This is a genomic window from Chromobacterium amazonense (assembly GCF_001855565.1).
Classification (GTDB): domain Bacteria; phylum Pseudomonadota; class Gammaproteobacteria; order Burkholderiales; family Chromobacteriaceae; genus Chromobacterium; species Chromobacterium amazonense.
Map to the genome: position 1 here is coordinate 18,302 of NZ_MKCR01000005.1, position 25,887 is coordinate 44,188.

26 protein-coding genes and 1 riboswitch are annotated in these 25,887 nt (G+C 64.5%); of the genes, 11 read left to right on the forward strand and 15 right to left on the reverse strand.

Annotated elements, in window-relative coordinates:
- Window positions 1–9: 9 nt before the first annotated feature.
- From pcp to pxpB, 6 genes are all read right to left on the reverse strand, one after another.
- Window positions 10–642, reverse strand: coding sequence for a pyroglutamyl-peptidase I (gene pcp / locus BI343_RS04280; RefSeq protein ID WP_071108789.1), 633 nt, complete (start codon window positions 640–642; stop codon window positions 10–12).
- A gap of 10 nt (window positions 643–652) precedes the next feature.
- Window positions 653–1,609 carry a DUF979 domain-containing protein gene (locus tag BI343_RS04285; RefSeq protein ID WP_071108790.1) on the reverse strand — a complete coding sequence of 319 codons (957 nt, stop codon included), beginning with the start codon at window positions 1,607–1,609 and terminating at the stop codon, window positions 653–655.
- Window positions 1,606–2,322 (reverse strand): DUF969 domain-containing protein, encoded by a 717-nt coding sequence (locus tag BI343_RS04290; protein WP_071108791.1) that lies wholly within the window; start codon window positions 2,320–2,322, stop codon window positions 1,606–1,608. The genes BI343_RS04285 and BI343_RS04290 overlap by 4 nt, the downstream gene beginning before the upstream one ends.
- A 63-nt stretch (window positions 2,323–2,385) precedes the next feature.
- Window positions 2,386–3,123, reverse strand: coding sequence for a 5-oxoprolinase subunit PxpA (gene pxpA, locus BI343_RS04295; protein ID WP_071108792.1), 738 nt, complete (start codon window positions 3,121–3,123; stop codon window positions 2,386–2,388).
- Window positions 3,113–4,042, reverse strand: a complete 930-nt coding sequence (locus BI343_RS04300; protein ID WP_071108793.1) for a 5-oxoprolinase subunit C family protein — start codon at window positions 4,040–4,042, stop codon at window positions 3,113–3,115. The genes pxpA and BI343_RS04300 overlap by 11 nt, the downstream gene beginning before the upstream one ends.
- Window positions 4,039–4,701 carry a 5-oxoprolinase subunit PxpB gene (gene pxpB, locus BI343_RS04305; protein ID WP_071108794.1) on the reverse strand — a complete coding sequence of 221 codons (663 nt, stop codon included), beginning with the start codon at window positions 4,699–4,701 and terminating at the stop codon, window positions 4,039–4,041. The genes BI343_RS04300 and pxpB overlap by 4 nt, the downstream gene beginning before the upstream one ends.
- 149 nt (window positions 4,702–4,850) lie before the next feature.
- On the opposite strand from pxpB, the gene BI343_RS04310 reads away from it, so the two are divergent.
- A complete protein-coding gene (locus tag BI343_RS04310) occupies window positions 4,851–5,357 on the forward strand; it encodes a winged helix DNA-binding protein (protein WP_106077148.1) in 507 nt (168 codons plus the stop codon).
- Window positions 5,358–5,442: 85 nt separating this feature from the next.
- Here BI343_RS04310 and BI343_RS04315 read toward each other — a convergent pair whose 3' ends face one another.
- The gene (locus BI343_RS04315) at window positions 5,443–6,273 is read right to left on the reverse strand and encodes a hypothetical protein (protein WP_071108795.1); all 831 of its coding nucleotides are present in this window, start codon (window positions 6,271–6,273) and stop codon (window positions 5,443–5,445) included.
- Between the two features lie 126 nt (window positions 6,274–6,399).
- On the opposite strand from BI343_RS04315, the gene BI343_RS04320 reads away from it, so the two are divergent.
- Entirely contained in the window at window positions 6,400–7,161 is a 762-nt protein-coding gene (locus BI343_RS04320) for a substrate-binding periplasmic protein (RefSeq protein WP_169828977.1), read from the forward strand.
- A 4-nt stretch (window positions 7,162–7,165) separates the two neighbouring features.
- On the opposite strand, the gene BI343_RS04325 is transcribed toward BI343_RS04320, so the two are convergent.
- Together BI343_RS04325 and BI343_RS04330 are read right to left on the reverse strand one after the other, a co-directional pair.
- Entirely contained in the window at window positions 7,166–8,344 is a 1,179-nt protein-coding gene (locus BI343_RS04325) for a DUF1501 domain-containing protein (RefSeq protein ID WP_071108797.1), read from the reverse strand.
- 10 nt (window positions 8,345–8,354) lie between these two features.
- Window positions 8,355–9,797, reverse strand: coding sequence for a DUF1800 domain-containing protein (locus BI343_RS04330; protein ID WP_244886563.1), 1,443 nt, complete (start codon window positions 9,795–9,797; stop codon window positions 8,355–8,357).
- Between the two features lie 129 nt (window positions 9,798–9,926).
- Window positions 9,927–10,021: riboswitch (TPP riboswitch) on the forward strand.
- Window positions 10,022–10,066: 45 nt separating this feature from the next.
- Between BI343_RS04330 and BI343_RS04335 the strand changes: the two genes are divergently transcribed.
- From BI343_RS04335 to BI343_RS04350, 4 genes are read left to right on the forward strand one after another with little or no spacing between them, the layout of a single operon-like run.
- Entirely contained in the window at window positions 10,067–11,083 is a 1,017-nt protein-coding gene (locus BI343_RS04335) for a thiamine ABC transporter substrate-binding protein (protein ID WP_071108798.1), read from the forward strand.
- 56 nt (window positions 11,084–11,139) lie between these two features.
- On the forward strand, window positions 11,140–11,691 hold the full coding sequence (locus BI343_RS04340; RefSeq protein WP_083340794.1) for a GNAT family N-acetyltransferase: 552 nt from the start codon (window positions 11,140–11,142) through the stop codon (window positions 11,689–11,691).
- Window positions 11,652–13,253, forward strand: a complete 1,602-nt coding sequence (locus tag BI343_RS04345) for an ABC transporter permease (protein WP_422614099.1) — start codon at window positions 11,652–11,654, stop codon at window positions 13,251–13,253. Before BI343_RS04340 ends, BI343_RS04345 begins: the two co-directional genes overlap by 40 nt.
- The gene (locus BI343_RS04350) at window positions 13,228–14,187 is read left to right on the forward strand and encodes an ABC transporter ATP-binding protein (RefSeq protein WP_071108840.1); all 960 of its coding nucleotides are present in this window, start codon (window positions 13,228–13,230) and stop codon (window positions 14,185–14,187) included. Before BI343_RS04345 ends, BI343_RS04350 begins: the two co-directional genes overlap by 26 nt.
- A gap of 36 nt (window positions 14,188–14,223) precedes the next feature.
- Here the strand turns inward: BI343_RS04350 and BI343_RS04355 are convergent, their stop codons facing one another.
- The 3 genes from BI343_RS04355 to BI343_RS04365 form a co-directional block, all read right to left on the reverse strand.
- Window positions 14,224–14,769: a kinase inhibitor gene (locus BI343_RS04355; protein ID WP_071108800.1), complete on the reverse strand. Its 546-nt coding sequence runs from the start codon at window positions 14,767–14,769 to the stop codon at window positions 14,224–14,226.
- A 59-nt stretch (window positions 14,770–14,828) separates the two neighbouring features.
- Window positions 14,829–15,326, reverse strand: a complete 498-nt coding sequence (locus tag BI343_RS04360) for a GNAT family N-acetyltransferase (RefSeq protein ID WP_071108801.1) — start codon at window positions 15,324–15,326, stop codon at window positions 14,829–14,831.
- 87 nt (window positions 15,327–15,413) lie between these two features.
- A complete protein-coding gene (locus BI343_RS04365; RefSeq protein WP_071108802.1) occupies window positions 15,414–16,283 on the reverse strand; it encodes a serine hydrolase in 870 nt (289 codons plus the stop codon).
- A 278-nt stretch (window positions 16,284–16,561) separates the two neighbouring features.
- On the opposite strand from BI343_RS04365, the gene uvrB reads away from it, so the two are divergent.
- Window positions 16,562–18,574 carry an excinuclease ABC subunit UvrB gene (gene uvrB / locus BI343_RS04370; protein ID WP_071108803.1) on the forward strand — a complete coding sequence of 671 codons (2,013 nt, stop codon included), beginning with the start codon at window positions 16,562–16,564 and terminating at the stop codon, window positions 18,572–18,574.
- Between the two features lie 55 nt (window positions 18,575–18,629).
- Here the strand turns inward: uvrB and BI343_RS04375 are convergent, their stop codons facing one another.
- Window positions 18,630–20,192, reverse strand: coding sequence for a hypothetical protein (locus BI343_RS04375; protein WP_071108804.1), 1,563 nt, complete (start codon window positions 20,190–20,192; stop codon window positions 18,630–18,632).
- Between the two features lie 225 nt (window positions 20,193–20,417).
- Here BI343_RS04375 and bla point away from each other — a divergent pair, with 225 nt between their 5' ends.
- Window positions 20,418–21,179 carry a subclass B2 metallo-beta-lactamase gene (gene bla, locus BI343_RS04380; protein WP_244886564.1) on the forward strand — a complete coding sequence of 254 codons (762 nt, stop codon included), beginning with the start codon at window positions 20,418–20,420 and terminating at the stop codon, window positions 21,177–21,179.
- A gap of 33 nt (window positions 21,180–21,212) precedes the next feature.
- On the opposite strand, the gene BI343_RS04385 is transcribed toward bla, so the two are convergent.
- Window positions 21,213–22,196: a bile acid:sodium symporter family protein gene (locus BI343_RS04385; RefSeq protein ID WP_071108805.1), complete on the reverse strand. Its 984-nt coding sequence runs from the start codon at window positions 22,194–22,196 to the stop codon at window positions 21,213–21,215.
- A gap of 96 nt (window positions 22,197–22,292) precedes the next feature.
- Between BI343_RS04385 and BI343_RS04390 the strand changes: the two genes are divergently transcribed.
- The gene (locus BI343_RS04390; protein WP_071108806.1) at window positions 22,293–23,219 is read left to right on the forward strand and encodes a LysR family transcriptional regulator; all 927 of its coding nucleotides are present in this window, start codon (window positions 22,293–22,295) and stop codon (window positions 23,217–23,219) included.
- A 175-nt stretch (window positions 23,220–23,394) separates the two neighbouring features.
- Here the strand turns inward: BI343_RS04390 and BI343_RS04395 are convergent, their stop codons facing one another.
- Window positions 23,395–24,360, reverse strand: a complete 966-nt coding sequence (locus BI343_RS04395) for an IS5 family transposase (RefSeq protein WP_083340712.1) — start codon at window positions 24,358–24,360, stop codon at window positions 23,395–23,397.
- A gap of 216 nt (window positions 24,361–24,576) precedes the next feature.
- Here BI343_RS04395 and BI343_RS04400 point away from each other — a divergent pair, with 216 nt between their 5' ends.
- Both BI343_RS04400 and BI343_RS04405 read left to right on the forward strand, forming a co-directional pair.
- Entirely contained in the window at window positions 24,577–25,062 is a 486-nt protein-coding gene (locus BI343_RS04400) for a low molecular weight protein-tyrosine-phosphatase (RefSeq protein ID WP_083340796.1), read from the forward strand.
- 119 nt (window positions 25,063–25,181) lie between these two features.
- Window positions 25,182–25,877 (forward strand): chemotaxis protein CheB, encoded by a 696-nt coding sequence (locus tag BI343_RS04405; protein ID WP_043628535.1) that lies wholly within the window; start codon window positions 25,182–25,184, stop codon window positions 25,875–25,877.
- The last annotated feature ends 10 nt before the right edge of the window (window positions 25,878–25,887 follow it).

Sequence of the window (25,887 nt, forward strand, 5' to 3'; positions counted from 1 at the left end):
TTTGGCGGCTCAGTGCGTCGCGCCGCCGGCGATTTTCGCGTCTTCCTGCTGCGTCAGCGCGATCTCCACTGCCAGCCGCAGCGCCTGTACACAGTCTTCCAGCTTCATGCTGGGCTGGCCGGGATGGCGCGCAGCCTGCTCCGGCAAAAAGGGGATATGGATGAAGCCGGCGCGCGGACCCGCGCGGTGCAGCAGGCCGTACATTACATGATTGCAGACGAAGGTGCCGGCGGTTTGCGAGACCGAGGCGGGGATGCCGTTTTCGCGCAGCCCGGCGACGATGGCTTTGATCGGCAGCGTGGAGAAGTACGCCGCCGGCCCGTCGGCCGCGATGGCTTGGTCTATCGGCTGCTGGCCGGCGTTGTCGGCGATGCGCGCGTCGTCGACATTGATCGCCACCCGCTCCACCGTGATGTCGGGGCGGCCGCCGGCCTGGCCGACGGAGATGGCCAGCACGGGCGACAGGGCGTCCAGATGGCGGCGCAGTTCCTCCAGCGCTGCGCCGAATACGCAGGGCAACTGGCGGGCCGCGATGCGGGCGCCGGCAATCTCTTGGCCATTGAGGCGGCGCACCGCCTCCCACGACGGGTTGACATTTTCGCCGCCAAACGGCTCGAAGCCTGTCAGCAATACCGTTTTCATATCCGTCTCCTTAGCGGAACATCAGCCAGTTCAGCAGCACGGCGTTGACGGCCAGCAGCGCCAGCGCGGTGGGTACCTGGGCTTTGATCACCGCATGCTTGTCTTCCAGTTCCAGCAGCGCCGCCGGCACGATGTTGAAATTGGCCGCCATCGGCGTCATCAGCGTGCCGCAGTAGCCCGAGAACATGCCGATGGCGGCCATGACTGCCGCGTCGCCGTGATGGCCGCTGACCAGAAACGGAATGCCTATGCCGGCGGTCATCACCGGGAAGGCGGCGAAGGCGTTGCCCATGATCATGGTGAACAGCGCCATGCCCAACACATAGGCCAGCACCGCCACCCAGCGCAGATCCAACGGCAAATAGCTGGTGGCGACATGGGACACCGCCTTGCCCACGCCGGCATCGGCGAACAGCAGGCCGAGCAGGGCCAGCAGCTGCGGCAGCAGCACCGCCCACCCCATGCAGTCCAGCAGGCGGCGCGTCTCGCGCACGCCTTGCGCCGGGGTCTCGCGCGCCAGCCAGCAGGCGGCAGCGAGCGCCGCCAGGCAGGCGATGCCCAGCGCCAGCAGGGTGGTGTTTTTGGGATCAAACAAGGGCATGCCGGCGATTTTGACGTCCTTGGCCGCCACGCTCAGCAGCACGGTCAGCAGCGGCACCAGCAGCGAAGGCAGGAAGGCCTTGCCGCCCAGTCGCTTTACGCTTTGCCGCAGCCGGTCTGCGGCCAGCGGCGCATGTTGGCCGCCCGCCAGGCGGCCGCAGCCGGCGATGGCCACCATGGCCAGCACCATGGCGCCGGACAGCTCGGCCGGCAGCAGATCACCGGCCAAAAACAGGGCACCGAACAGTCCCCAGAACGCCGCGCTGCTGTAGCGGCGCGGATGTTGTCGATCGGTCAGCGTGAAGCCTGCGACGGCCAGCAGTATCGCGCCGACCATCCAGTACAGGTATTCGATGTGCAGAATCATGCGTTTTCTCCCTTCAGCTTGGCGGCGGGCAGGCCGTGGCGCAGCAGATTGCGTTCCAGCCTCATGAGGCGCGCGCTATGGATCAGGAAGGCGAACAGCGCGGTGGGAATGCCCCACAGCGCGATGTGCAGCGGCTCGGTGGGAATGCCGTTCTCCTGCAGGAAAGTGTGCATCAGGATCACCGCGCCGAAGGCGACGAAAATGTCCTCGCCGAAGAACAGGCCCACGTTATCGGTGGCGGCGCTCATAGCGCGCAGCTTTTCCCTTTGCGCCGGCGTCGGCTCGCCGTGGCGCTGCTCCCAGGCACCCTCGGTCATCGGCGCCAGGATGGGGCGCACCATTTGCGGGTGGCCGCCCAGGCCGGTCAGGCCCAGCGCGGCCGAGATTTCGCGCACCAGCAGGTACACCACCAACAGGCGGCCGACCGTGGCGTTGCGGATTTTGCGCACCAGCTCGCGCGCCTGTTCGCGCAGGCCATGCCGTTCCATCAGCCCCACCACCGGCAGCACCAAGAGCACGATCATGGTCAGATTGCGCGTTTTCATGAAGCCGTGGCCAAACTCGGCCAGCAGCGGCAGCGGCTGGATGCCGGCGGCCAGCCCGGTGACGATGCCGGCGGCGCATACCACCAGCAGCGGGTTGAAGCGCAGCACGAAGCCGATGACGACCACTGCTATGCCTAGCAGCGGCCACAAATTGACAGCCTGATCCATGGTTTCTCCTTTGTTTTAAGGGGGTGCCGCGCGGTCTTGCCGCCGCGCTGGCGTGAAATGCGTTTAGCTGGCGCTAATGCTTATGCCGGCCTGTTCCAGATGCCGGCGCAGCAGCCGCGCGAACGGCACGGCATGGCTGCCGTCGCCGTGCAGGCAGATGGTGTCTATGCGCAGGGATACGGCTTCGCCGCTGACGGCCACGATGCGTTGCCGCCGCACCATGTCCTCCACTTGCTTGAGCATCGCCGCGTCGCTGTCCAGCAGCGCGCCAGGCTGGCCGCGGGGCACCAGGCTGCCGTCTGCGCGGTAGCCGCGGTCGGCGAAGCCTTCCTGCCATACGGCCAGGCCTTCGGCGCGGCAGGCTTCGACGAACAGGCTGCCAGCCAAGCCCATGACGCGCAGCTCCGGGTTGAAGTCGCGGATGGCGCGCGACAGCGTTTGCGCCAGCTCCGGCTCGCGCGCGGCCTGGTTGTACAGCGCGCCGTGCGGTTTGATGTGGGCGAGTTCGCCGCCTTCGGCTTTGACGATGGCGTCCAGCGCGCCCAACTGGTACAGCAGGCCGGCGCGCAGGGTGGCCATGGGCAGCCGCATCTCGCTGCGGCCGAAGTTGTCGCGGTCCGGAAAGCTGGGATGGGCGCCGATGGCCACGCCTTTTTCCAGCGCCATCCTGACGGTGGCCTGCATGGTATCGGCATCGCCGGCGTGCCAGCCGCAGGCGATATTGGCGGAGCTGACGCAGTCGAGAAGCGCGGCGTCGTTGCCGCAGCCTTCGCCCAGATCGGCGTTCAGGTCAATTTTCATTGAGCAGTCTCTCGATCTTGTCCAGGTAGCGTTGCAATTGCTGGTCGGCCAAGCGGGCCTCTTCCAGGCTCGCTTCGACGAAATGCAGCTGGCTGCCCAGCCGGGCCTGGCCAAGCTGCCACAGGTCGGCCGACGCCACCATGCCCAGGCGCGGATAGCCGCCCGTGGCCTGCGCGTCCGCCATCAAAACAATCGGTTGGCCGTCCGGCGGCAGCTGAATCAAGCCGGGCAGCACGCCGTGCGACGGCATCTCCAAGGGCGCGTTCAATTGCAATGCCGGACCGGACAGGCGGTAACCCATGCGGTTGCTGCTGGGCGTGATCTGCCAGGGCGCATGCCACAGCCGCTCGCGGGCGGATTTGGACAGCAAGCCGAATTCCGGTCCGTGGCAGATACGTATCTGATTGCTGGGGCGAGGCAGCCACACGCCCTTGCGCGGCCGAATGGGCAGCGGCGCGCCCAAGGGCAGCCGGTCGCCGTCGCGCAGGGCGCGGCCGTCCAGGCCGCCGAAGCCGGCCATCAGATCGGTGCTGGCCGATCCCATGGCCGGCGGCAGCGCGATGCCGCCATCCAGCGCCAGGTAGGCGCGCATGCCGAGGCGCGGGGCGCGCAATTGCAATACCTGTCCCGCTCGGAAGGGAGTGCGCCAGCCGGGCCATACCGGCTCGCCATCCAGCGTCGCCTGGCAGTCGGCGCCTGTCAGCGCCAGCATGCCGTCGCGCAGCAGGCGGAAGCTGGCCGGCGGCAGCGTGATTTCCAGCGCGGGGACGCCGGCCGGGTTGCCCACCAGGCGGTTGGCCACGATCAGAGCCAGGGTGTCCATCGCCCCGGCGCGGCACACACCTAGGTGGCGCGCGCCGAAGCGGCCCAGATCCTGCACCGTGGTTTGCGGCCCGGCCTTGATCGCTTCCAGCGTCATGCGGCCTCCGCAGGGATGAAGCGGACGATGTCGCCCGGTTGCAGCGCGCTGGGCGGTTGCCGCGCGGGGTCGAACAGCACCATGTCGCTATGGCCTATGATTTGCCAGCCGCCCGGGGCGTCCGCCGGATAAATGCCGGTCTGGCTGCCGCCTATCGCCACCGATCCGGCCGGCACCTGCTGCCGAGGCGTGGCGCGGCGCGGCGTTGCCAAGGCCGGATCCAGTCCGCCCAGGTAGGCGAATCCCGGCTGGAAGCCGAGAAAGAACACCGTGTATTCGACTGCGCTATGGCGCGCGACCACTTGCCGCGAGCTGAGGCCGCAGTGGCGGGCCACCTCTTGCAGGTCCGGCCCGGCAGCGCCGCCGTAATGCACCGGGATTTCCACCACGCGGCCGGCCTGGACTGCCGGGTCGGCCTGCTGCCACAACTTGCGCAGGCGAGCTGGCCAACTGGCGGTCTTGGCGCCGGGACGCAGCTCCACGGTCAGGTTGTTCATGCCGGGCACGGCTTCGCGGATTTCGTCCCAGTCGCGCAGTTGCTCGGCCAGACGCCAAATGCGGCGCTGGCTGTCCAGAGTGGCAGGCGGCGGCAGTTCCAAGGTCAGTGCCTGGTTGCCTAGCCAGTGTATGACGGGCGATGATGGAGTGGCGTCGGACATGGCTTTGGATTGTGTATGATTTTGGAATAAGATGTAGGGTACACCCTAGCTGCATATAATGCAGCTATGTTGATATCTTCTCGTCAATTTACTGTTGTAAATGATGAATAAAGTGCGCTCGTCGCGATGAGGGAGAGATGGAAATGACAATGGCTTTGCCGAAGATCGTATCCTCGCAGCACTTGGTTTCCGAGCGCAGCCCGGAGCTATCGGAGTTCGAATTCAGCCTGACGGTGGTCAATAACGCTTTCCATCGCTGGATGGTGCGCTGCATGGCCGCGGCGGGCGAAAAGGATATGACGCCGACCGAGGTGCTGCTGGTGCATCACGTCAATCATCGCGGCCGGCAGAAAAAGCTGGCCGATATCTGCTTTGTGCTGAACATGGAAGACACGCACGTGGTGGCGTATGCGCTGAAGAAGCTGGTGAAGATGGGGTATGTGTCCAGCGAGAAGAGCGGCAAGGAGGTACTGTTCTCCACCACCGAGCGCGGCAAGGAGCTATGCGAGCGCTATCGGCAGGTGAGAGAGCAATGTCTGATGCCGACCTTGAGCGACGGCGGCTTGGCCAATCCGGCGATAGGCGAGATTGCCCAGCTGATGCGCCTGTTGGCCGGCGTGTACGATCAGGCCGCCCGCGCCGGCGCTTCGTTCTAAGGCGGGATGGCGAATCCGCCGTCGGAGCGGGGCGGCGGACAAAGCGCGCTCCCCTTTGAGCTGGGCATCGTCCGGGTGACTGGCCCTATAGCACGGCCCAGATGCCGATGATGGCGGCCAGGATCAGCACGCCGGTCAGAATTTGCGATGTATTCTTTTCCTTCTGCAGCGCGCGTTTCATCTGGTCCTGCGCGCTTTCCGCCACGTCCAGCTTCTGTTGCAGCTCCGCCCTGGCTTCATCCTGGCTGGCCAGCATTTTCAGCATTTCCTCGCCGCCGAATTCATGCACCGTGTCTTTGTTCCACACCCCCAGCAGCTTGCTGACTTTGTCCTTGAAGTACAAGGCGCTGCGTTGCGCCGGGTCTTGCCATTCAAACTGGAAGCCCTGTCCCGCGTAGAACGAGTGTTTTCGGGTTTGTTCCTCTTCGGTGGCCGGTTGGCTGAGGGTGACCAGGCCGGGGGCGATGGCGTAGTCGGGGCAGGTGCTCTTGGCCCAGGCGACCGCATTGCCGAACAAATACGTGTCTAGGCCCGTGCCTTCCAGTCCGGGGCTGCATTGCACGCCGTTCTTGGGACCGAAGGTGACGGTCTTGCTGGGACGATCCACCCGTACCCACGCCATGTTGTACAAGGCGTGGAAACGGCTGTCGTCGCCCTCCATCGGGTGCCAGTGGCTGCCATCGGATCGGGCGTAGCCGCGGAACTGCAGGCGGTAGTAGTCGGATTGGCTGGTGACGGCGCGGCCGCGTTGCAGAATGCCGTAAATGGGATGGGGACCGACCTGGAGGGTCAGAATGGTTTCTCCCAGCGGGATGGCATGGTTGGCCAGGCTGGCTTCGTTCTCCGGCGGCAATAGCGGAATCTCTTCCGTTTCCGGCTCGGCCTGGCTATTGCTCTTGGTGTTGTTGCTGGTCATCGGCTAGGCATTCCATGCTGCTTGCTGGGTGATGTGGACGATTCTATCGTACATTCTAGGAGAGCAGCAGCGGGCTTGCCGCCTGCTTGCGGAGGAGAGGGCGTGGGCTGGATCCGAGTGGTTTTGTTGAGCGCATTTGTCCTGCCTGCCTTGGCGGGCGGTGTTTGCGATAGGCCGTTGAGCGTGGGCTGGGATGAATGGCCGCCATTTCATTACCTGGGGCGCGACGAGCAGGTGGCCGGGTATTCGGTGGCCTTGCTGAATCAGGCCGCCGCCAGGCTCGGTTGTAGCATGAACTACCAGCGTTTGCCGTGGCCGCGCACTTTGCAGCAGCTGCGTCTGGGCCAGCTGGATGCGGCGATGCAGGCCTTGAAGACGCCGGAGCGGGAGGCCTATGCGTGCTTTGTCCAAGGCTATAGCCCGACCTTGGTGCAACTGTGGGCGCGGCGTGACCGCATGGCGCGCTGGCCGGTGCGTAAGCTGGAGGATCTGGGCCGTCTAGGCCATCTCCGGCTAGGCGTGACCCGCGGCGACAGTTACGGCGATACGCTGGACCATTGGCTGCAGGCGCCGCCCCCATCGGTAAGCGTGGATGTCGGCGAGACCCTGGATGGCAGTTTCCGCAAGCTGCAGCTGGGGCGCATTGATCTGCTGCTGGCCACCAGCATCACTGCGCAGCGCGAAGTGGCCAGACTGCCGCAAAGCCCGCAGATGGTTGCCTTGCCGCCCAAGTGGCTGGCGGGCCAGGCCTACTATGTTTTCAGCCGGCGCAGCGTGTCGGCCCGGCAGTGCCGGGCTTTTGCCGATGCCTTGCAGGCTATGCGGCAGGACGGCACGGTGGCGCGTCTTTATCGCAGCCAGTTCGCGGTGCCGTACCCGGAGCGTTGAAAGTTCAAGCGCGCAACAGCGGCAGGGTGGAGAAACGGCCGCCCAGCACATTGCGGCTGTCCTTGCCCCACCAGCTTTCCATCGCCGTGGCGTAGACCTGGCGAAAATCTATCGCATGCGGCAAATTGCCCTCGCTGACGCCGGCCAGCTGCGGCGTGGCGCCGTATAGCCCGCCGTTGACGCGGCCGCCCAGCGCGAAGTGCATATTGGCCGTGCCGTGATCAGTGCCGCGGTTGCCGTTCTCGCGCGGGCGGCGGCCGAACTCGGCATAGGTCAGCGCCAGCGTGTCGTCCCAGCGGCCCAGCCGCGTCATCTCGCTTCTTAGCTGCGCCAGGCCGTCGGCCAGTTCGGCCAGCAGCCGAGCCTGGGTGGGCTGCTGGTTGCCGTGGGTGTCGAAGCCGGTCAGCGTGATGCGGGCCACGGCGATGTCGACTCCGCGGGCCAGTGTGTCGGTCAGGGTGCGCACCGCATTGCCGAAGCCGCCATTGGGCTTGGGGCTCGCTGTCGGCGCTTCGCTGGGCGCGGTGCGCGGTAAGGGCGCCAGGCTGGCGGCGGCCTGGCGGATGTCGCCTTCCACTTTCAGGATGTGCTCCAGCGCCGAGCCGGTGCGGCTCGGCGCTTGGTCAGCCACCAGCTTGGCCTGGCGCGCGAAGTCCTGCGGATTAGACAGCACCACGGCGCGCGAACCGCCATCGAGCGGTCCCAGCACCTGGCTGGACAGCACCACGCCGTCGGCGGCGAAGTTCTTCGGCGTCGGCTGCTCGCGGAACAGCCGCGTCAGCCAGCCTTCGGTCAGGAATTGCTGGCTGGCCGACGCCGTGTCCCAGATTTCGATCGAGCGGAAGTGCGACAGATTCGGGTCGGGATAGCCCACGCTCTGCAGCAGCGCCAGCTGTTTGTCTTGCCACAGCGGCATCAGCGGCGCTAGGGAAGGGTGCAGGCCGATTTCGCCATTGAGCTGCAGCACCTGCTCGCGGGCGATGGCGATGCCGGGGCGCAGCCGGTAGTAGTCGGCGCTGGCGTAGGGCACCACGGTGTTGAGGCCGTCGTTGCCGCCTTTGAGCTCTACCAGCACCAAGAGCCGTTTGTAGCCTGCCGGCGCCAGCGCCCAGGACAGATTGGGCAGCACCGTCATCATCAGTCCGGCGCCGGCGGCCTTCAGGAATTCGCGTCGTTTGAACATGGCAGGCTCCTCATTCCACCTGGTAGGACGGGTCCATCAGCAACTGGGCGATGGCCTTGGCGCCGCTTTCTCCCTGCGGCAAGGGATTGGCCGGCGGCACCGCCAGCAGCATCCGCGCCGCGTCGGACGCGCTCTTCACGTCATAGATGGCAGCCCATTCGTCCGGCTGCAGCTTCATCGACGCCACGCCCTTGGCGACGAAGCGGTTGATCCTCGCTTCGCGGCCCGCCATCTCGTTCATGCTGCCGTCCGCTTGGGCGAAGGCGTCGCGGGCCGGGGCGGCGTCGTGGGTGATACGGTCCAGAAACTGCTTGCGGGTCAGCAGGGTGGCGCTGTTGATCCAGGCTTCGCCGCCGGGCCAGCCTTTGACATTGGGCGGCGCGAACACGTCCTGGCCCAGTTGGCGGTTCAGCCCGGCGATCACCCGCCAGTCCGGCGGCGTCAGGTCGAACGTCACCAGCGTGCCGACCGTCAGCTCCACCGGCGATTTCACCAGTTGGCCCTGGCTGCGCCAGAACTGCGGCGTCAGCAGCAGCGCGCGCAGCAAGGGCTTCAACTGATAATGATTGCGGCGGAAGTCGGCGGCCAGCTTGTTGACTGTGGCGGCATCCGGCGTGGGCGAGACGAAGTTGCGCCACAGCTTGTTGGTGATGAAGACCGAGGTTTGCGGCTGCTGCAGCAATAGATCGACCACGTCGTCGCCGTCGAAATTGCCGCGCTGGCCGAAGATGAGCTTGTCGCCGGTGTCGCGCAGCCGCGGACGGACGATGAACTGATCGTCGCGGTCCAGGCCCCAGCCGGTGAAGGCGCGCGCCGCTTCGCGGATATCCTGCTCCGTATAGTGGCCCTCGCCAAGCGTGAACAGCTCCATCACTTCGCGCGCGAAGTTCTCGTTCGGCTGCTCCTTGCGGTTATTGGCGGTGTCCAGATAACGCATCATCGCCGGATCACGCGCCACCGCGTGCAGGAGCTGGCCGAAGTCGCCCAGCGCGTAGTGGCGCAGCAGCAGGTTCTGCTGGTACATCATTTGCGGCGAGCGCACCTTGTCCAGCGCCGACACGAAATGATTGTGCCAGAACAGAGTCATTTTCTCGGTCAATGGCGACGGCGTGTTGCGCATTTCGGTCAGCCACCAGCTGCGCAGCTCCACCGCATGCTGGTTGCGCTCCTGCTGCAGCGCTTTTTTCTGATCCTCGGTCAGGCCGGGCTGGCCGGGGCGTTCGAACGGCTCATTGGCCCATCCCGGCGGCGGCGTGACGGCCTGGGTGCGGACGCCGGCCAAAATCTTGTCCACCGCCGCCTCGCGGCTCAGCGGCGCGAAAACGGCGATTTGCGCCGGATTGGCGCCGAAGCCGGTGCGCAGCAGCAGGTGGCGCGCGCCGTCTATGCCGATGTCGGCCAGGGCGCACAAGGGCAGGCCGCACAGGGCGGCGGCCAGCAGGATGCGTTTCATGGTTGTCTTCCCCCTTTGCGGGTGGATTCTTGAGCGAGCGATGTCAGCATAGTGGCTACTCTTCGCTGCGGTATTAAGAGAATGGGGCAGAGTGTTAAGTTGTTTGCCGTATTCTCCGTTATACTGTGGCTCTATCACCGGGGGTGCCCGCCATGCGGGCTGAGAGACACCCTGAGAACCTGATCTGGGTCATGCCAGCGGAGGGAGCGTGATGCGCGGGAAGTCTCCCGCATGCCCGCTTGCTCCGTCGTTTCTGTACGGAGAATTTCATGAAGTGGTTTCCCAAGCTTGTTGTCCTTGCCCTGAGCCTGTCCGGACTTTCCGTCCAAGCCGCCGAGTTGCGCGTGCTGGCGCATAGCTCGTTTACCGTGGACAAGCCGCTGCTGGCTGCCTTTGAAAAGCAGACCGGCGCCAAGGTGTCCATCATCAAGGCCGGCGATGCCGGCGAGATGGTCAACAAGCTGATTCTGACCAAGTCGGCGCCGATTGCCGATGTGGTGTTCGGCATCGACAACAGCCTGATCGGCAAGGCCGAGCAAGCCGGCGCGCTGGCGCCGCTGCCGGCCGATCTGGCTCGCGGCGGCAAGGTTAGCCTGCCGGGCGCAGCCGCCATCGACTACGGCTATGTCACCTTGAACTACGACAAGGCCTGGTTCGCCAAGAACAAGCTGCCCTTGCCTAAGTCCCTGAACGACCTGACGCTGCCGGCCTACAAAAACCTGCTGGTGGTGGAAAATCCGGCCACGTCCAGTCCGGGCCTGGCTTTTCTGGCCGCCACCATCCACTCGCTGGGCGAAGACAAGGCGTTCGCGCTGTGGGGCAAGCTGCGCGACAACGGCCTGAAGGTCAGCAAGGGCTGGACCGAAGCGTATTACACCGACTTCTCCAAGAACGGCGGCGGCCGGCCCATCGTGGTCAGCTACGCCACCAGCCCGGCGGCCGAAGTGTTCTACAGCAAGGAAAAGCTGACGGATGCCCCGACGGGCAACCTGCTGTTGCCGGGTACGGTGTTCCGCCAAGTGGAAGGCGCGGCGATGGTCAAGGGCGGGAAGGAGCCAAAGCTGGCGCAACAGTTCATCGCCTTCCTGCGCTCGGACGCGGTGCAAAAGGCCATCCCGACGCAAATGTGGATGTACCCGGCGATGGACAATATCGCGCTGGACCCAGTGTTCAAGCATGCCGAGCAGCCCACCGCGCATGACACCCCCGACAGCGCCACGCTGGCCGCCAAGCAGCGCGGCTGGGTCAGCCGCTGGACGCGGGTGGTGTTGAAGTCTGGTAATTGATGCCTGAAGCGGCCGGTTTCTGCCATGATTCGATCATGACAATCTGGAGAAACAGGATGATCGCTGACATCATCAGTCCCCGCCTGATCTTGCGCCACCTGGATGCAGACTTTTTGCAGACTTGCCTGTACGGCGACCCAAGCGCCGCGGCCGTGCAGCTGGGTTGCTCGCTCCCCGCCGACTGGCTGGCGGAGCGGCCGCTGATGGCGATGCGGCTGCAGGACATGGCGGAAGACCCGGCTTACGCGCCGTGGTCGGTGCGCGCGATGCTGCGTCGCGACGATCTGGCCATGGTCGGCCACATCAATTTCCACACCATGCCCGGCCATCCGTACCTGAACGGCTATGGCGACGTGGAGCTGGGCTACGCGGTGTACCCGGCCTTCCGCCGCCAGGGTTATGCCCGCGAGGCGCTGCTGGCGATGGCCGGTTGGGCGGTGGAGCAGGGCGGCGTGGCGCGGCTGGTGTTGTCGATCGAGCCGGGCAATCTCCCGTCGCACGCCTTGGCGGTGCAACTGGGCTTCGCCAAGGTGGGCCAGGTGCGCGACGAAGATGGTTGCGAGGATGTATTGACGGCGGATTGGCCGTTGTCTGGAGTGCTTGTTTGAAGCGTTTCGATGTACCCAGGCTGGCGCTCGCCGGCCTGCCCCTGTTGTTTCTATTCCTGCTGGCGATTTTGCCGCTGCTTCGGTTGCTGGCCGAGGGCGGCCTGCAGTTCAGCCCCGGCCTGCTGAGCGATCCGTATCTGCGCTGGCGCCTGTTGTGGTCGCTGAGCCAGGCGGCCGCCAGCGCCTTGTTGTGCCTGCTGCTGGGCGCGCCGCTGGCCTGGCTGTTGGCGCGCTATCGTTTTGCCGGCCGCGGCCTGCTGCTGCGCTTGTTGATGCTGCCCTTCGTGATGCCGACGCTGGTGGCGGCGATGGGCGTGCTGGCGCTGTTCGGTCCACAGGGACTGTTCGGCGTCAATCTGCAGGACACGCCGTGGCTGCTGTTGTACGGCAATCTGTTCTTCAATCTGCCGCTGGTGGTGCGCGCCGGCTGCGATGGCTTCTCCCAGGTGCCGGCCAGCCGGCTGGCCGCCGCGCGCACGCTGGGCGCCACGCCGTGGCGTGCGTTCTGGCGGGTGGAATGGCCGGCGGCCTTGCCCTGGCTGTTGTCCAGCCTGTGCCTGGTCTTCCTGTATTGCTTCTCCGGCTTCGGGCTGGCGCTGATCCTGGGCGGCCAGCGTTACGCCACTCTGGAAGTGGAAATCTACACCCTGGTGGCCTACGAGCTGAACCTGGCCGACGCCGGCGCGCTGGCTTTGCTGGTGTTGGCGGTGTGCGGCGGCATCGCCGCGCTGTACGCCTGGCTGGCGCGGAGGCTGGCGACGGCGGCCAAGGTCGAGCCGCTGCCGTTGAAGCCGGTATCCAAACTGAGGGAAAAGCTGGCGCTGTCTGCCGCGCTGGCGGCTTTGCTATTGTTTGCCGGCCTGCCGCTCCTGGCCGTGCTGTGGCGCGGACTGGCCGCCGCGTCCGGCTGGCTGGCGCTATGGGACGACGATGCCCGGCTGGCGCTGTGGAACAGCGCCCGCTTCACCGGCCTGACCGTGCTGGCCGCGGGCGCGCTGGGGCTGGCACATGCCTGGGCCTGCGGCCGCAGCCTGCCGCTGCGAGCGCTGATTTTCCTGCCGTTTGTCATCTCGCCGGTGTGCGTGGCCTTTGGCCTGTTGCTGCTGTATCCGCAATGGACCGCCGCGCTGGCTTTGCTGCTGGCGGCTTATGCCTTGCTGGCCTATCCCTTTGTGGCCAAGGCGCTGCTGACCGCGCTGGACGGACAGCCGCCGCATTGGCGCGCAGCCGCGCGCAGCCTGGGCGCCAGCCCATGGCGCGTGTTCCGCCGCGTGCAATGGCCGCTGCTGCAGCCGGCGCTGCGGCGCGGCCTGGCTTTTGCCGCCGCCACCGCGGTGGGCGAGTTCGCCGTCACCTTGTTTTTGTCGCGGCCGGAGTGGCTGACGCTGACCACCCTGATCTACCAGCGGCTGGGGCGGCCGGGACAGGCCAACGCCGACGCGGCGATGCAGCTGGCCTGCCTGTTGATGCTGCTGGCGGTCATCGCTTTCTGGATCATCGAAACCGCCGGCGGCGCCGGCCATTGGGAGAACAGCCGTGCTGACGCTGCGAAACCTGAATAAACGATTTGGCGCGCGCGTAGTGGCAGACGAGGTGTCGCTGACGGTAGCCGCCGGTGAAACCCTGGCCTTGCTGGGCCCGTCCGGCTGCGGCAAAAGCACCTTGCTGAAGATGATCGCCGGGCTGGAGCGGCCGGATAGTGGCGAGCTGCGCTTTGACGGAGTGGATCTGGCCGCCTTGCCGCCGGAGCGGCGCGGTTTCGCCCTGATGTTCCAGGACTTCGCCCTGTTTCCGCACCTGGATGCGCTGGGCAATGTGATGTTCGGCCTGATCGAGCAGGGCGTGGCGAAGCGCGAGGCCGCCCGTCAGGCGCAGGCCATGCTGGCGCGGGTGGGCTTGGCTGATCATGCCAAGCGCAAGGTGTGGACCCTGTCCGGCGGCGAGCAGCAGCGGGTGGCGCTGGCGCGGGCGCTGGCGACGCAGCCGCGGCTATTGTTGCTGGACGAACCGTTCTCCAGCCTGGACGCGGATCTGCGGCGGCAGCTGCAGCGCGAATTCCGCAGCCTGCTGCGCGAGGCCGGCGTGCCGGTGATCATTGTCACGCATGATCGCGACGAAGCCTTTGCGTTGGCGGATCGGGTGGCGGTGTTGAAAGATGGCCGGCTGCTGCAATGCGATACGCCGCAGCGCTTGCTGACCGCGCCAAATCACGCTTGGTTGGCTCGTTTCATCGGCTACGAAAATGTGCTGGCCGATGCCGTGGTCCCGCCCCAGGCCATTCTATTAGGGACCGATCAGCCGCCGGCGCGCGTCGTCGAGCTGACCTGGCTGCCGGACGGCGCGCGCGTCAAGGTGGCTGCCCAGGCGGGGGAGCTGCTGCTGAGCCTGTCCGGGCGCGAGGCCGCGAGCTGGCAGGATTCGCTATTCGTCGGAGGCGAGATAGGCGTGGGCATAGACGAGGCGCGTCTGTTGCGATTGGAGCATGCGGCGGCCTGATGGCGGCGGGGGCGCAAATGCCCCCGCGCGGTTGGATCAGCGGCCGTAAGTGGCGGTGAGGCTGGCCTTGCCCAGCGCGTTGGCGTTCAGCATGAAGCCTACCAGCGCGCCGCTGGCGTTGGCGTCCACCGGCAGCTTGTCCACCTTGAGCGCCCAGACGGTGAATTGGTAGCGGTGGGGCTTGTCGCCAACCGGCGGGCAGGCGCCGCCGAAGCGCGATTCGCCATAGTCGGTGCGGCCTTGCACCGCGCCTTCCGGCAATGCGCCGCCCGCGCTGCCGGCGCCCTCTGCCAGCGCATGGGTGTTGGCCGGCAGATTCACCACGGTCCAGTGCCACCATCCGCTGCCGGTGGGCGCGTCCGGGTCATAGGCCGTGATGGCGAAGCTCTTGGTCCCGGCCGGCGCGCCGCTCCACGACAGCTGCGGCGAGACGTTGCCGCCTTCGCAGCCGAATCCTTTATAGACCTGGCGCAGGCTCAGCGGCTTGCCGTCGGCTATGCTGGCGCTGCTCAGTTTGAAACCATCGGCCTGGGCGGCCAGCGGCAGCGCGAGCAGGCTGGCGATCAGCAAGGTATGGCGCATATCGATTCTCCTGAGGTGGGGGCGGACAAGTCGGATCATAGGCGTGGGCACGCCCTTGATCAGGCAGTTATCGTTTCTTCGCCGTGAGCGAAGCGTCGCAAATCGTCTCCGGCCAGCCGGTAGCGTATCCATTCGGCCTGCGGCTTGGCGCCTATGGACTGGTAGAAGTCTATCGCCGGCTGGTTCCAGTCCAGCACGCTCCATTCGAAGCGTCCGCAATCGTGTTCGCAAGCCAATTGCGCCAGGTATTTCAATAGCGCTTTGCCTGCGCCTGCGCCTCGCATTTCCGGCGTGATGTACAGGTCTTCCAGATACAGTCCGTTCTTGCCCAGCCAAGTGGAATAGCTGAAGAAGTACACGGCGAAGCCTGCTAGTACGCCGTCAACATGACACATCAGCGCTTGGGCCTTGGCTTTAGGACCGAACAGCGAGGCCTCGATGTCGGCGACGCTGGCCACCATTTCGCGCTCGGCGCGCTCGTAGATGGCCAGTTCGGTGATGAAACGATGGATGTCGGCCGAATCCTGCGGCCGGGCGGTGGTGATGCGGATGTTCAAGGCGGGCTCCCTAGTCAGTTGAGCAGTATGGCATGAAAAAAGCCGCGCACTCCATGCGGAATGCGCGGCCCTGGTATGGCTTTGTGCTTAACCAGCCAGCCAGCTGCCCGGGTGGGCCTCCAGCCAGGTTTTGATGTTCTTGGCGTCGTGCACCCGCGCGGAGCTGGCGCCGGCATCGAGCAGCACGATGATCAGCGGCTGAGAACCGACGGTGGCCTGCAGCACCATGCAGCGGCCGGCTTCCTGGATGTAGCCGGTCTTTTGCACCGCGATGTCCCAGTCGCCTTCGCGCACCAGGGCATTGCTGTTCTTGTACTGCAGCACGCGGTTGCGCGCCGAAACGATCTGGTGTTGCTCGGTGGTGGTGAATTCGCGGATCAGCGGGTAGTCGTCGGCGGCTTTGACCATCTTGGCCAGGTCGGCGGCGGTGGAGGTGTTGCGCACGTCGAGGCCGGTCGGGTCGTGGAAGATGGTTTCGGTCATGCCCAGGCTGCGCGCCTTGAGGTTCATCCGCTCCACGAAGGCGGCGGTGCCGCCGGGGAAGGTGGTGCGCGCCAGCGTGGCGGCGGCGCGGTTTTCCGACGACATCAGCGCTAACAGCAGCATTTCCTTGCGGCTGAGCGTGGTGCCGACGGCCAGGCGCGAGGTGGTGTGCTTGACGCGGTCTATCTCCGCATTGGATACCGTCACCTGCTCGTCCAGCGGCGCCCCGGAATCGAGCAGCACCATCGCCGTCATCAGCTTGCTGATCGACGCGATCGGCATCCTTTGATGAGTGTTCTTTTCGTAAAGGGTTTCACCTGTGCTGCCGTTGATGACCAGCACCGAACGGGAATTGAGCCGGGGGGCGCTGTAGCCGGACATCTCGCTGGCTACCATCACGCCGTGCGGCGGAGCCGCCATTACCGGCATGGCCAGAGCCGCCGATACCAGCAGACTTGCGATTTTCTTGATCATGCGTCACTCCGCTTATGTGAGCTTATTTTGGAGGAAACAGGACGATATCCCGAGGGCATTGGTTGCCAAATGTCGCCAAGATGACGGCATCTTGCAAGCGGGCTGCCCGCAGGGTCCTGTCTGCATTTTAAACAATGTTGTCGTGCTGTGTAGGGCAAAAAAGCAATTCCGCAGTGTGTTCCGGCCAGGGCGTTGCCGGTCTTCTTCGGCAGGAGGTGTGAACCGCTCCGGACAAGCGTAAAATCATCGGCTTCGCCACCCGATCCGCCCCTCTTGCCATGCTGCTAACCTTTCCCGACAGTCCATTTCAACTGAACCAGCCGTTTGCGCCGGCCGGCGACCAGCCCGCCGCCATCGCTCAACTGGTGGAGGGCTTGTCCGACGGCCTGTCCTACCAGACCCTGCTGGGGGTGACCGGTTCCGGCAAGACGTACACCATGGCCAACGTCATCGCCCAAACCGGGCGGCCGGCCATCATCATGGCGCACAACAAGACGCTGGCGGCGCAGTTGTACAGCGAGATGCGCGAGTTCTTCCCGCACAACGCGGTGGAGTATTTCGTCTCCTATTACGACTACTACCAGCCGGAAGCCTACGTGCCCAGCCGGGACCTGTTCATCGAGAAAGACTCCAGCATCAACGAGCACATCGAGCAGATGCGCTTGTCGGCCACCAAGTCGATACTGGAACGTCCCGACTGCATCATCGTGGCGACGGTGTCGGCGATCTACGGTATCGGCGATCCGTCCGACTACCATCAGATGATCCTGCACCTGAAGGAAGGCGAGACCACGCCGCAGCGCGACATCATCAGCCGGCTGACCACCATGCAGTACAGCCGCAACGATCTGGATTTCGGCCGCGGCACCTTCCGCGTGCGCGGCGACGTGATCGACATCTATCCGGCGGAAAGCAGCGACACCGCCCTGCGCGTCAGCCTGTTCGACGACGAGGTGGAAACGCTGACGCTGTTCGATCCCTTGACCGGCGTCACCAAGCAGCGCGTCGGCCGCTTCACGGTGTTTCCGTCCAGCCACTACGTGACGCCGCGCGACACCGTGCTGCGCGCCTGTGAGCAGATCAAGGAGGAGCTGCGCCACCGCATCGAGTGGTATCAGAGAGAGGGCAAGCTGGTGGAGGCGCAGCGCATCGAACAGCGCACCCGTTTCGACCTAGAAATGCTGTACGAGATGGGCTTTTGCAAGGGCATCGAAAACTATTCGCGCCACTTCTCCGGCCGCGGCCCCGGCGATCCGCCGCCGACGCTGATCGACTATCTGCCCAAGAACGCGCTGATGTTCATCGACGAAAGCCACGTCACCGTGCCGCAGGTGGGGGCGATGTACAAGGGCGACGCCGCGCGCAAGGCCAATCTGGTGGAATACGGCTTCCGCCTGCCCTCGGCCGCGGACAACCGGCCGCTGAAGTTCCATGAGTTCGAGAAACTGATGCCGCAGACCATCTTCGTCTCCGCCACGCCGGCGGTGTACGAGAAGGAGCATGCCGGCCAGGTGGTGGAGCAAGTGGTGCGGCCGACTGGCCTGGTGGATCCGGAGATCGAGATCCGTCCGGTGGCGACCCAGGTCGACGATCTGCTGTCCGAGATCCGGGAGCGGATGGCGCGCGGCGAGCGAGTGCTGGTCACTACGCTGACCAAGCGCATGGCCGAGCAATTGGCCGATTACTACACCGAGCATGGCATCAAGGTGCGCTATCTGCACAGCGACATCGACACCGTGGAACGGGTGGAAATCATCCGCGATTTGCGGCTCGGCATGTTCGACGTGCTGATCGGCATCAACTTGCTGCGCGAAGGACTGGACATCCCGGAAGTGAGCCTGGTGGCCATTCTGGACGCCGACAAGGAAGGCTTCCTGCGCAGCGAGCGCAGCCTGATCCAGACCATAGGCCGCGCGGCGCGGAACCTGCACGGCAAGGCGCTGCTGTACGCCGACCGCATCACCGACTCCATGAAGAAAGCGATGGACGAGACTGAGCGCCGCCGCGCCAAGCAGCTGGCGTTCAACGCCGAGCATGGCATCACGCCCAAGGGTGTGGAGAAGAAGGTCAAGGACATCATCGACGGCGTCTACAGCGTGGAGGCCGAACGCAAGAAGTTGGTGGACGAGGCCAAGGTGGCGATGATGGACGAGAAGACGCTGGCCAAGGAGATCAAGCGGCTGGAGAAAGAGATGCTGGAGGCGGCGCGCAATCTGGAGTTCGAAAAGGCCGCGCGCATCCGCGACGAATTGAAGGCACTGAAGGAAAAAGCCTGGCTCAGCGATCTATAAATGTTTGGCCGCTGAAAACGGCTACCCCGCGTCCAGTATGGCGCGGGGTATTGTTTTAACTCGTCTCCAGCAACTCCTGCGGCAGGGTGTCCAGCTCCGCGCGGAAGAAACTGCGCTCATTGCGGCGCAGCTCTGGCAGCAAGGCCAGCAGCCGAGCCGCGTTGCCGCAGGCGGCGCGGCTCAGCCCCTGTTCCTGCGCCTGGAACCACAGCGTTTCCAGCAAAAGATTCGCCAGTTGCAGCGGCGCCAGCGGCAGCCGGCCCTGATCGTGTTCCTCCAGCGTCAATTCCGCCAAGGCCGACCAGCTGGCATAGCCCTTGGCCGGAGAGAATGGACAAGGACTGAGCTTCAGCGCCTTGCCTAGCTGGGAAGGCGGAAAAGGGCGGTTGGACTGGAATGCCGCCAGCGAGGGGCGGATGGCGCCAGCGCAATTGCCGCGGGCCACGCGCAGCAGAAAAATGGTGTTCCAGGCCGAGCCATTGCCGCCGCCAAAACGGTCGCAAATCCATTCCGACAAGCCTAGCCAGCGTATCGCCTGGCGTTGCATCGCCTCCGCTGGCAGCGCGCGCTCGCCGTCGATCAGCCGCTGCCGCCAGAACAGCCACAGGCACCAGCCGATATTGGCCGCCACATGCTGGGCGGAGTCTATCGAGTCGGCTTCGTAGGCGGCCTCCAACGCGCCGGCCAAGGCTTGCAGCGCGGCCTGCGCCCGCTGGGGCTGATTGTCGCTCAGCGCCGCCTGCTTGTGCAGCAGCGCGCTCAGGTTCAGGCACTCGAAACGGACCCGTGGGTTGTAGCGGAACACCAGCTGCAGTTCGGGAGACGCATGCAGCTGTGCCAGGCTGGCCTCGGCTGCGGCGGTTTCGCCGCGCGCATAGCCGTCCCAGGCCTCGGCGATGCGCGCCATCGCGGCGAAGGTGGGTTGGGCATTGGCGAAACGGCTTCCCGCCAGCGCGCTGCCCAGCCGTTTCAGCGCCACCCGGCTATCGTCCATTTGCGCGCTGCGGCGCCAAGCCAGGCTTTCCTTCATCAGGGCCAGCGCCTGCTGGAAATCGTTGTGCGCGCACGTACTGGCGGCATGAAAAGCGGCGGCGGTCTGGCGACCCGACTGCCGGCCCAGGCCATCGCGTTCATCCCGGATCGCCTGCGTCAGCCGGCTCCAGTAATCAAGATCCTGCATCAGCTCGGCCAGCGGGTCGTCCGCGCCTGCCGTCGAGGCGGCGTGCAATCCCAGAAACTGCTCCAGCGCCTCGCGTCCGGCCGCTTGCCCTTGCAGCGTGAAACGCAGCCGTTGCCGCGTGCCGGCCGGCAGCCAGAACGGGCCGCGGCTGCGTCCGGCAGGATTCAGCAGCGCCACCGCTACGCGCTCCGGCGCTCCCCAGCCCACTTCCACTCCCCAGCGGGCGAAATCGGCGAAGGCGCGCGATACCAGCATGCGCAATCCACGCGTGGTCGGAAAACGCTGCCGCAAGACGGCGGCCGGCAGCGGGCCGTCTTCATGGACGGTGGCGTAATACAGCCTGACCAACAGCCATAGCGACTGGAAACGGGCCGGTGCGCCTGCGGCTTGATAGGGCGGGCTAAGCTCGAAAGATAGATGGGCGTCGGAGGGGGTCATCGCGGTTTTGGTTACGGAAGTTACGGTTGGCGGCGTTTACCAAGCAGGGCGCCGCCCCTAGAATTTCTGTCACGGACATTTGCCAGTTTTTCTTTTTAAAACAATTTATTGCCGGCATGGCAGCGTCGGCATCCGGTATTTGAACGTCAAGCAGGCGGCAAGTTCTCGCGCTGACAGGCATCGGGGTGGTTTGCGGCTTAATTATCAATACTGATGGATGATGGAATGCACAAAATATTCAAGATGGGCGGCCGCCTGGCTGCATGGGCTGTGGCTTTGGTCTGGGCCGCGACGGCTGGCGCCGCGGAAGGCAAGATGGCGTTGAAGCAAGTGCGCGGCGGCGTTTATGTGGCGGAAGACAGCCACTACGCGCGAGAGAATTCGGTGGTGTACATCGGCAGCGCGCACGTGACCGTGGTGGGGGCGACCTGGACGCCGGATACCGCGCGCGAACTGGCCGGGCAAATCCGCCGCGTGACCGATAAGCCGATCACGGAGGTGATCAATACCAACTACCATACCGATCGCGCCGGCGGCAACGCCTACTGGAAGAGCATAGGCGCGCGCATCGTGTCCACTCGGCTGACGGCGGATGAGATGCGCGCCGGCTGGGATGAGGTGGTCGCCTTTACTCGCCAGGGTTTTCCCGATTATCCGTCCCTGCCGCTGGTGTTGCCGGATCAGGTGTTTGCGGGCGACTTCTCTTTGCAAAACGACCGGGTGCGCGCATTCTATCTGGGGCCGGCCCATACCAAGGACGGCATCTTCGTCTATTTTCCGCAAGAAAAAGTGCTTTATGGCAACTGCATCCTCAAGCCGGAGTTGGGCAATATGCGCTATGCCGACTTGGCGGAATATCCCAAAACCTTGGAGAAGCTCAAGGCCCTGCATCTGGACGTCGACACCGTCATCGCCGGACACCAGGATGCCGAGCACGGTCCGGAGTTGATCGACCGCTATCTAGCGCTGCTGCACGCGGCGCAATGAAAAATCCCCGCGCAGGCGGGGATGACGCGATGGCTAGGCGCGGGTTTCGGCCCGCGCTGAACGCATCTGTCGGCTGCGGTAACGCTGGGCCAGCATCGCGCACACCATTAGCTGGATCTGGTGGAACAGCATCAGCGGCAGCACGATGGCGCCGATGGCATGGCCGGCGAACAGCACCTTGGCCATCGGCACGCCGCTGGCCAAACTTTTCTTGGAACCGCAGAACAGGATGGTGATCCGGTCTTCTCGGTTGAAGCCCAGCTTGCGTCCGGCCAGGGCGGTGATCGCCAGCAGCAGCCCCAGCAGCAGTCCATTGACCGCCAGCAGTCCCGCCAGCGCCGCCGGCGGCGTCTGCCGCCACAGGCCGCTGATCACCGCGGCGCTGAAAGCGGTGTACACCACCATCAGAATCGATCCCTGATCCACATACTTCAGCACGGCCTTGTGCTGGTCCACCCAGCCGCCTATCCAGCGGCGCGCGATCTGGCCGGCCACGAAGGGCAGCAGCAGCTGGTAGACGATGCCCAGCGCCGATCCCATGTTTTGACCGGCGCCGCCGTGATCGACGATCAACCATCCCACCAATAGCGGGGTGAGGAAGATGCCCAGCAAATTGGACGCGGTGGCGCTGCAGATGGCCGCCGGCACATTGCCCTGCGCCATCGAGGTGAAGGCGATGGACGATTGCACGGTGGACGGCAGCATGCACAGATACAACACGCCCAGATACAGCTCCGGCGTCACCAGCGGGGTCAGCACCGGCTTGAGCAGCATGCCCAGCAAGGGAAACAGGACGAAGGTGCAGGCCAGCACCGTCAAGTGCAGCCGCCAGTGTCCGGCGCCGGCCAGCACCGCTTCCCGCGACAGCTTGGCGCCGTGCAGAAAGAACAGCAGGCCGATGGCTAGGTTGGTGATGAGGTTGAAAATCTGCGCGGCCTCGCCGGAGCAGGGCAGCAAACTGGCCAGTGTGACAGTGGCGATCAGCGCCAGCGTGAAAGAATCCAGCAATTTGGACATGTCGGTCCCGCAAGGTGTAACAGCAATGTCACTATTGAAACGCAGCTCAATTTAGAATACAAATGCATTTATATAATCAATTGATAATTAAACTTTATGAATTTCACCCTGCGGCAGTTGCGAGTGTTCCGGAAGGTTGCGGAACAGGGCGGTTTCAGCCGCGCCGGCGATGAGCTCGGTTTGACACAGCCTGCGGTCAGCCGCGCCGTCAGGGAGCTGGAAGAGGCGCTGGCCGTGCGCCTGCTGGACCGCACCACGCGCGAAGTGGTGCTGACCGAGGCCGGACGCCGCTTGCTGCCCAAGCTGGCGCGCGCGCTGGACGCGCTGGACGAAGTGCTGGATGCGGCGCGCAAGGAGGGCGGGCAGGCCATGGGCACGGTCCATGTCGCCAGCAGTCCCACGCTGTCCGCCAACCTGATGCCGGCCATCATCGCCGCCAGCCGCCAGCGCTATCCGCAGTTGAGCCTGCATCTGCAAGACCAGGTGCAGCGCCTCAATGTGGAGGCGGTAAAGAACGGCGCGGTGGATTTTGGCTTGGTAGTAGAGCCGGAGCCATTGGACGGGCTGGAGCAGGAAGTGATTCTGCAGGACGATTTCTGGCTGGTGTGCCGTCCCGATCATCCCTTGGCCGCTCAAGCCGCCGCCACCTGGCGCCAGCTCGATGGAGAAACGCTGGTGCTGCTGGATGGCAGTTCCGGCAGCCGGCCTTTGATCGATCAAGTGCTGCGGCGGCATGGGCTACATTGCCCGGTGGCGCAGCAGTTGGGGCACTCGAACTCGGTGTTCCGCATGGTGGCGGCCGGCATCGGCGTCAGCGTGTCGCCAGGTCTGGCCATGCCGTTTCCGACCGGTTGCGATCTGCTGGCGCGGCCGTTGTTGCCGCGAGAGAGTCGCCGCATCGCGCTGATACGCCGCCGCAACCGCACGCTGTCGCCGGCGGCGGAAAGCCTGTGGCGGCTGGTGCTGGAAATGCGCAGTGAATTGCAGCTATTGGCGACAAGAGCGCTTGAGGGAGCCAATTAAGCGTGGCCGGCGCGATGGATTGTGCTCGGCGGACCGACGATTAATTAGGGAAGGTCTGAACAACCTGCCACGCAAACAGAAATGCAATTTCTCGCGGGGCTTCGGTTGCATTTCACCCACCAATTCCAGATCGCCCGCCATGAGGATGACCGGGTGCTTCCGGTCATCCGGCCTTTTAACTCGCCGCCAGCAAGGCCTTTCGCGCCAGCCAGATGTTGGCCAGCCCAAACAGCGTCATCAGTTGCGCGGTGTTCTTCTTCAAACCGCGGTAGCGTGTTTTCAGGTAGCCAAACTGCTGCTTGATGACCCGAAACGGATGCTCCACTTTGGCCCGAATCTTGGCTTTGACCATTTCGCCCAGCTGGATCTGCCGGTCGTCGGCTGAATCGGTCAGCGCTTTGCGCTGGCCGGGCCTCATCGCAATCCACCAACGCACCGCTCGCGATTGGTGTTCGGCTCGCTTGTGCACGCCAGCAAAGCCGGCGTCGCCAAACACATCGATTTCCTCGCCGTGCAACAACTGATCGACCATCGTGACATCCGCCACATTGGCGGGGGTGCCGGCCACGTGATGCACCAAGCCGGACTGGGCGTCGACGCCGATATGGGCCTTCATGCCGAAGTACCACTGATTGCCCTTCTTGGTTTGATGCATGTCCGGATCGCGCTCGCCCTGAGCGTTTTTGGTGGAGCTGGGCGCGTGGATCAGGGTGGCATCGACGATGGTGCCTTGCTTCAACATCAGCCCTTTGTCGCAGAGATGCTGGTGGATGGCGGTAAACAGAGCGTGGGTCAGCTGGTGCTTTTCCAGCAGATGGCGGAAGTTCAGCAGGGTGGTTTCGTCCGGGACGGCGTCCAGGGAGAGGCCGGCGAACTGGCGCATGGAGGCGATCTCGTACAGGCTTTCTTCCATGGCGGGATCGGACAGGCTGTACCAGTGCTGCAGGCAGTAGACGCGCAGCATGGCGGACAACGGGTAGGGGCGGCGACCGTTGCCAGGCTTGGGATACACTGGATCGATGACGGCTTCGAGCTGCGCCCAAGGCATGACCTGATCCATCTCTGTCAGAAAGATTTCGCGGCGGGTGCGCTTCTTCTTAGCGGCGAGTTCGAGATCGGTGAAGGTCATCTGCTGTCGCATGCTGGCGTCCTGGATCTGACTGAGGGGGAGTCAGTTTACGGGAAGATTGGAGACTTGTTCAGACCTTCCCTAGACTGGCCGTTGCCCGCAATTAAAAATCTTCAGCAAATCGCTGCGTTTAAAATGGCTTATTTGCCGTGATATCCTGTTTAAAAGCTGTTCATCGCGCAGTATTGCGCCATAGCCCAGTAAAGCGCACAAAGGCTCGTTAAATCAATGCAAAATCAGCGTGTAGAGTATTCGATTCTTTTTGTCTGCCATGGCAATATCTGCCGCTCGCCTACGGCGGAGGGCGTCATGCGGGTCAAGCTGGCGCAGGCTGGCCTGTTGGGCAGGGTGCGCATAGACTCCGCCGGCACCCATGGCTATCACGTGGGTGAGTCGCCGGATGAGCGCAGCGCGCGGGCGGCGGCGCGACGCGGGTACGACTTGTCCGCGCTGCGCGCCCGCCAAGTGAGCGACGCCGACTTCGCCGGCTTTGATCTGATCCTGGCGGCCGACAAGCGCAATCTGGCGGACTTGCGTCGCCAGTGTCCGGCCCATCTGCAGGATCGCTTGCATTTGATATTGGAGCCGCTGGGCGGAGAGCGCGAAGTGCCGGATCCGTATTATGGCGGCAGCCAGGGATTCGAAGCCGTGTTGGATCTGCTGGAGGCCGCCTGCGATGGCTGGCTGCGTCAAATGGCCGCGCGCGCCGATTGAATGGGACGAAGGGCTGACTGCGGCCGTGAACTGCTGCTAAGCTGACGGAAATACCTTTTCTCTTTAATAAGCCCGTGGCGGCGTTTCGCCGCAGGCGGACCATGTCGCAAGGTAAAATCATGGCCCTGACTTCGCGCGAGCGAGCGAACAAGACGCCGTTGGAGATCGTTCCCAGCCATAGCGCGGACGTGATCCTGCCGCGTCAGCCCACCAAGACGCCGTTGGCGAGCCAGACCATCGTCGTCATTGGTTCCTCCACCGGGGGAACTGAAGCCTTGCGCACCCTGCTGACTGCCTTGCCTGCCAATATGCCGCCTATTCTGGTGGCCCAGCATATGCCGGAAATGTTCACCCTGTCATTTGCGCAGCGTCTGGATTCATTGTGCCGCTTGCGGGTGAAAGAGGCGGAAGACAATGAGCGCCTGCAGGCGGGAACGGTTTACATCGCCCCGGGACATTCCCATCTGCTGATCAAGAACGCGCCGACGATAGGCTATAGCACTTCGCTGAACAATGGCCCGGCCGTCAATCGGCACCGGCCCTCGGTGGATGTGCTGTTTCGCTCCGCCGCCAATCTGGTGGGCAAGCACGCTATCGGCATCATCCTGACCGGCATGGGGCGCGATGGGGCCAACGGCATGTTGGAGATGAAACAGGCCGGCGCCTGGAACATCGCGCAGGACGAAGCCAGCTGCGTCGTGTTTGGCATGCCGAAGGAGGCCATCGCGCTGGGCGCCGCGCATGAGGTGATGGCGCTGTCCGGCATTGCCCAGCGACTCACGGTGCTGGTGCATCAGCGCCAGCCGACGATATAGATAAACATAT